Source organism: Micromonospora endophytica (assembly GCF_003236305.1).
Lineage (GTDB): Bacteria > Actinomycetota > Actinomycetes > Mycobacteriales > Micromonosporaceae > Micromonospora > Micromonospora endophytica.
The window spans coordinates 1-6,106 of sequence record NZ_POTX01000299.1; the positions used below are offsets into that span (position 1 = coordinate 1).

General features: G+C 72.0%; 5 protein-coding genes. All 5 read right to left on the reverse strand.

Annotation, left to right across the window (positions count from 1 at the left end):
• Positions 1-1,026, reverse strand: a 1,026-nt coding sequence (gene hemB, locus C1I93_RS33410; RefSeq protein ID WP_111246152.1) for a porphobilinogen synthase, incomplete at its 3' end; no start/stop codon positions are given.
• 51 nt (positions 1,027-1,077) lie between these two features.
• Complete coding sequence (locus C1I93_RS27330) at positions 1,078-2,658, reverse strand: bifunctional uroporphyrinogen-III C-methyltransferase/uroporphyrinogen-III synthase (protein ID WP_111246153.1); 1,581 nt, start codon at positions 2,656-2,658, stop codon at positions 1,078-1,080.
• On the reverse strand, positions 2,655-3,650 hold the full coding sequence (gene hemC, locus C1I93_RS27335) for a hydroxymethylbilane synthase (RefSeq protein WP_111246154.1): 996 nt from the start codon (positions 3,648-3,650) through the stop codon (positions 2,655-2,657). Before hemC ends, C1I93_RS27330 begins: the two co-directional genes overlap by 4 nt.
• Complete coding sequence (locus C1I93_RS27340) at positions 3,647-4,975, reverse strand: glutamyl-tRNA reductase (RefSeq protein WP_111246155.1); 1,329 nt, start codon at positions 4,973-4,975, stop codon at positions 3,647-3,649. Before C1I93_RS27340 ends, hemC begins: the two co-directional genes overlap by 4 nt.
• A complete protein-coding gene (locus C1I93_RS27345; RefSeq protein ID WP_111246156.1) occupies positions 4,972-5,742 on the reverse strand; it encodes a redox-sensing transcriptional repressor Rex in 771 nt (256 codons plus the stop codon). Before C1I93_RS27345 ends, C1I93_RS27340 begins: the two co-directional genes overlap by 4 nt.
• Positions 5,743-6,106 lie beyond the last annotated feature (364 nt).

The window sequence follows — 6,106 nt, forward strand, 5'->3', positions numbered from 1 at the left end:
ACGAGCCTTAGCGTCGGCAGCGTCAGATGTGTATAAGAGCCAGCAGTAGCGCTGGCGGAGCAGTCGGGCGGCCTCGACGGCCCAGTAGGTGAGGATGATCTGGGCACCCGCGCGACGGATCGAGGTGAGCGTCTCCATCATCACCTGTTCCCGGTCGATCCAGCCGTTCGCGGCCGCCGCCTCCACTGTCGCGTACTCGCCGGAGACCTGGTAGGCCGCGACCGGGACGTCCACTGCGGCGCGGACCGCCGAGACCACGTCGAGGTAGGGCAGGGCCGGCTTGACCATCACCAGGTCAGCGCCCTCGGCCACGTCCAGCTCCACCTCGCGCAGAGATTCTCGCAGGTTCGCCGGATCCTGCTGGTAGGTGCGACGGTCGCCGTCCAGCGCCGACTCCACCGCGTCGCGGAAGGGACCGAAGAATGCCGAGGCGTACTTCACCGCGTACGCCAGCACCGCGACGTCGGTGTGGCCGGCCGCGTCGAGGGCCCGGCGGACCACGCCGACCTGGCCGTCCATCATCCCGGACGGGCCGACCATCGCCACCCCGGCGGCGGCCTGGGCCACCGCCATCTCGGCGTACGCGGCGAGCGTGGCGTCGTTGTCCACCGCACCGTCGGGGGTGAGCAGGCCACAGTGCCCGTGCGAGGTGAACTCGTCCAGGCACAGGTCGCTCATCACCACCGTGTCGTCGCCCACCTCGGCGACCACGTCCCGGATCGCCACGTTGAGGATGCCGTCCGGGTCGATCCCACCGGAACCGCGCTCGTCCCGGGTCGTCGGCACCCCGAAGAGCATGATCCCGCCGACGCCGGCCTGCACGGCCTCCGCCGCCGCCTTGCGCAGCGAGTCGCGGGAGTGCTGAAGCACGCCGGGCAGCGAACCGATGGCGCGTGGCTCGGTCAGCCCTTCCTTGACGAACATCGGCACAACCAGCTCGGCCGGGTCGAGGCGGGTCTCGGACACCAACCGGCGCAGGGCCGCGGTGCGGCGCAGCCGGCGGGGCCGGATCTCCGGGTACGGCATGAGGGTCTCCCTGACGATTACCGGATCCGGGGGTTACCGGAACCGCAACGACTACCGGAACCGCAGCGCGGTCGGACCCTGCACCTTCGAGCCACGGCGCTGCTTCGCCGGCATCGCGGCGAGCTTCTCCCGCAGCTCGACGGCGTAGCCGGCGAGCGCCTCCACCAGGTCGGGCACGGAGGCGTTCGGCGGCTGGACGTCGACCCGCAGGCCGAACTCCGTGGCGGTCTCCGCCGTCTTGGGTCCGATGACGGCAACCACGGTACGCGCGTGTGGTTTCCCGGCGATACCGACCAGGTTCCGGACCGTGGAGGACGAGGTGAAGAGCACCGCGTCGAACCCGCCCGACTTGATCGCGTCGCGGATCTCGGCCGGCGGCAGCGCCGCCCGGACCGTCCGGTACGCGGTCACGTCGTCGACCTCCCAGCCGCGCTCGGTGAGCCCGGCGGCGAGCGTCTCGGTGGCGATGTCGGCGCGCGGCAGCAGCACCCGGCCGACCGGGTCGAGCACCTCGTCGTGCGGCGAGAACTCGGCCAGCAGCCCCTCGGAGGACTGCTCCCCGGCAGGGATCAGCTCCGGCTGGATGCCGAAGGCGCGGACCGCGTCGGCGGTGGCCTCGCCGATACAGGCGATCTTCACGCCGCCGAAGTGCCGGGCGTCCAGGCCGTGCTCGGCGAACTTCTCCCAGACCGCACGGACCGCGTTGACCGAGGTGAAGATGACCCAGGCGTACCTGCCGTCGACCAGGCCCTTGACCGCCCGCTCCATCTGGGCCGGGGTCCGCGGCGGCTCCACCGCGATGGTCGGCACCTCGCACGGGATCGCCCCGTACGCGCGCAACCGGGCACTCATCACACCGGCCTGCTCCTTGGTGCGGGGGACCAGCACCTTCCAGCCGTACAGCGGACGGTTCTCCCACCAGCTGAGCTTGTCCCGCTCGCCGACACCGTCGCCGACGGTGAGCACGACCCGGCCGGTGAAACCGAGTGCCGCCGCGACGAACGAGTCCACGGTCGACGTGGTGGTGTACTGCGTCTCGCCGGTGCCGTCGCCGGTCACCCCGACGGCGGTGCCACCGTCCACCCCGGCGGCGAGCAGCCCGTCCCGGATCGCGGCGAGGTCACCGGCGTCCACCGCGAGCGCCAGCGAGCCGCGCTGCACGGCTGCGGCGAGCGCCTCGAAGTCCAGGGTGCTGACGTCCTCGACGTCGGCGGCGGTGCGTACGCCCGGCAGCGGCACGCCCGCGTAGGTGGCCACCCCCTCGGCCTGGCCGACACCCGGCACCACCTCGAAGTGCGCGGCGGTACGCGCCACCGCCTGCACCTCCTTGACCACCGAGTCGTGGCCGAACGGGTCACCGGCCACCAGATGCACCGCGTTCTGCCCGGAGCGGGCCGCCGAGATCAGCACCTTCGCCACGTCACCCGGCACGCCTTCGGCCGGGGTGAACTGGGTGTCGGACTTGGCCTCGGCCCGGACGACGTCGAGCAGCGACTCGGGGACTCCCCGGTCGTACACCACCTGATCGGCGTCGACCAGGGCGTCGTGCGCCCGGCGGGTCAGCAGGCCCGGGTCGCCGGGTCCGGCCCCGACGAACGCGATGCGGCCTACGGGCTTACGGGTGCGGGTCATTCTGTGCTCCCAAATTGCTGGGTCCCCGGGCCGTCTTGTCCTTGCGGGCCGAGGATCGAGTCGGCGCCGAGGTCGAGGAGTTCGGCGGCGAGTGCCTTGCCGATCTCCGCCGCGTCGGCGGGCGTTCCGGTGCGGGACAGCCGGACCTCACGGGTGCCGTCCGGGCTGATCACCGCCCCGCGCAGGTAGATCTCCTGGACAACATCGCCTTCGGCGCCGGAGCCGGTTGGCTCGCCTTCGGCGACGACGGCATAGGCGGCGACCGGAGCGGAGCATCCGGCCTCCAGGGTGGCCAGCATCGCCCGCTCCGCGGTGACCGCGGCGCGCGACGGTGCGTGGTCGAGCGTGGCGAGCAGCTCGACCAGTTCCTGATCATCGATCCGGCACTCCACCGCCAGCGCGCCCTGGGCGGGGGCCGGCAGCATAAGCATCGGGTCGAGCGTTTCGGTGATCACGTCGGTCCGGTCGATCCGGGCCAGGCCCGCGCGGGCCAGCACGACGGCGTCCAGGTCGGCCTCCGGGCCGAGCACCCGGGCCAGCCGGGTGTCGATGTTGCCCCGGATCGGGGTGACCGAGAGCTGCCGGCCCAGCGCGTGCAACTGGGCGATGCGGCGCAGCGCGCCGGTGCCGACAGTCGCCCCCTCGGCAAGCTCGTTGAGGGTCCGGCCGTCGCGGGCGACCAGCGCGTCCCGCGGATCCTGCCGGGGCGGCACCGCGGCGATGTGCAGCCCGGCCGCCGCCGCGGTGGGCAGGTCTTTGTACGAGTGGACGGCGAAGTCGATGGTTCCGGCCACCAGCGCGTCGCGCAGGGCGGAGACGAACACTCCGACCCCGAGCCGGTGCACCGGCGCGTGGGAGCGGTCGCCGGCGGTGACCACCTCGACCAGTTCGACCGGGCGCCCGGTGTGGGCGGTCAGGGCGTCGGCCACGTGCCCGGACTGGGCCATCGCCAGTTTGCTGCCCCGGGTGCCGAGGCGCAGGGGGGCGCTCATCCTTCACCTCTGGAGATCGGAGTGATGTCGGGGACGTTGTCCACCGGCGAGGTTTGTGGGACCTGAAGGTCGAACAGCTCACGGAGCAGCGCAGCGTACTGGTCGCCGCCGGGTTCGGCGGCGAGCTGCCGGACCCGCACGGTCGGCTGGTGCAGCAGCCGCTGCACCACCCGGTGCACGGTACGGGCGATCTCGGCCCGCTGGTCGTCGGTGAGGTCGGGGCGGCGCTGGGCGAGCCGGCGCAGCTCGGCGCCGACCACGTCGTCGGCCCGCCCGCGCAGGGCGGCCACGGTCGGTGCCACGTCGGCTCCGCGCAGCCAGGTCAGGAAGGACTCGACCTCGCTTGCCACGATCCGTTCCACGGCGGCGGCGTCGACGGCGGCCGGCCCGTCGGCGAGCAGCTCGGCCATCCGGTCGATGTCGATCACCTCGACACCGGCCAGCTCGGCCACGCCGGGGCCGATGTCGCGCGGCACGGCCAGGTCAAGCAGGACCAGCGGTCCGCGTCCGGGGTCGCGTGCCGCCACCGCCTCGGCAACGACCGTACGGGTGAGGACCGGCTCCGCCGAGGCCGTGGCGGCCACTACGATGTCCACTGTGGAGAGAGTGTCGACCAGTTCGGCCATCGGCCGCGCGACCGCGCCGTACGACTCGGCCAGCCGGACGGCCCGCTCGGTGCTCCGGTTGGTCACGCTCAGCGGCCCGGCCCCGAGCCGGGACAGCGTCGCCACCCCCAGCGAACCCATCGCCCCGGCACCCACGACGAGCGCGGGTCGGCCGGCGAGGTCGTCGTCGAGATGACCGGCGGCCAGCCCCAGTGCGGCGGTCACCACGCTCTGGCCGGCCCGGTCGATGCCGGTCTCGGAGTGGGCCCGCTTGCCGACCCGCAGCGCCTGCTGCATCAACTCGTGCAGCAGTCGCCCGGCGGTGTCGGCCTCGCCGGCCCGGTGGTAGGAGTCCCGGAGCTGACCGAGGATCTGCGCCTCGCCGATCACCATCGAGTCCAGGCCGGCGGCGACCCGGAAGACGTGATCCACCGCGGCCGAGTCGAAGTGCACGTAGAGATGGTTGGCGAGCGCGGCCGGCTGGCAGTCGGCCTGCTCGGCGAGGACCGCGCAGATGTCACCGAGGCCACCGTGGAAACCGGACACCGCCGCGTAGACCTCCACCCGGTTGCAGGTGGAGACCAGGACGGCCTCGCTCACGTACGGCTGCGCGACCAGGCGGTCCAGGGTGCGGGTGAGGTCGGCCGGGGGGACCGCGAGCCGTTCCAGGGTCGCGACCGGCGCGGTGCGGTAGGACGCGCCAACGACGAGAAGCTTCACGTGCCGATCGCCTCCTGGCTCTCGGTGACCGCGAGCCCGCCCGGCAGGGCGGTCAGCGCGGACCCACCGGTGGTGGGGAGCGCGGTCAGGGATGCCTTGCGGTGCTCATGAAACGACAGGATCTGAAGTTCGATGGCGAGGTCGACCTTGCGTACGTCCACGCCGGCTGGCACCGAGAGCACGCACGGCGCGAAGTTCAGGATGCTCGTCACCCCGACGGCCACGAGCTGGTCGGCGACCTGCTGGGCGGCGGGCGCGGGGGTGGCGATCACACCGATGGCGATGGACTCCTCGGCCGCCACCCGGGGCAGCTCGTCGACGTGTCGGACGACCAGGCCGTTGATCTCCTCACCGACCCGGCCGGAATCCGCGTCGAAGAGGGCGGCGATCCGGAATCCACGGCTGGCGAAGCCGTCGTACCCGGCCAGGGCGTGACCGAGGTTACCCACTCCCACCAGGGCGACCGCCCGACGTTGGGTGAGGCCGAGCACATACTCGATCTGCTCGATCAGCAGGCCCACGTCGTAACCGACCCCGCGGGTGCCGTACGAGCCGAGCTGGGACAGGTCCTTGCGGAGTTTCGCCGAGTTCACCCCGGCGGCGCTGGCCAGCCCCTCGCTGGAGACCGTCTCGTGGCCGTTCTCGGCGAGCGAGTGCAGGGCACGGAGATACTCCGGCAGCCGGGCCACCGTCGCCTCAGGGAGGTCCGGAAGCGCCGGTACGGCACCGGCGCGACCGGGCGCGCCAGGGTGACGGTGCTGACTCATGAGACTCCGTGCGGTGCGATCCTCGACCAACTCCACCGGCCGGCCGTTCAGGGACTCCCGCTGGCGACCGAAATTGCCGGCTGTGCTAGCAGGACGCGTCGGAATTACAGAGTAGGCGCTTGTGAAGACGTGCACAAATCGCGATCTTGTTGGCACGTACCGCGCCCCCACCAGCCCCTCCATTCCGCAAGATCGATGACGGCCCGAGCCGCGCCCGCCCGCGCGATTATTGCCCAATCCCGACTTCTCTGACCAATCACGCGGAGTCGCACGCTCATTCATCGCCGTTGATCATGAAGTTATTGCGCCGACACGCCGGGCCGGGTGGTAATAACTTCATGATCAACAGAGGAGAGGGTGGGCG

Bases quoted from the DNA above. Each gene is read 5' to 3' on its own strand.
- C1I93_RS27330 (WP_111246153.1), bottom strand. From the start codon at position 2,658: ATGACCCGCACCCGTAAGCCCGTAGGCCGCATCGCGTTCGTCGGGGCC.
- hemC (WP_111246154.1), bottom strand. From the start codon at position 3,650: ATGAGCGCCCCCCTGCGCCTCGGCACCCGGGGCAGCAAACTGGCGATG.
- C1I93_RS27345 (WP_111246156.1), bottom strand. From the start codon at position 5,742: ATGAGTCAGCACCGTCACCCTGGCGCGCCCGGTCGCGCCGGTGCCGTA.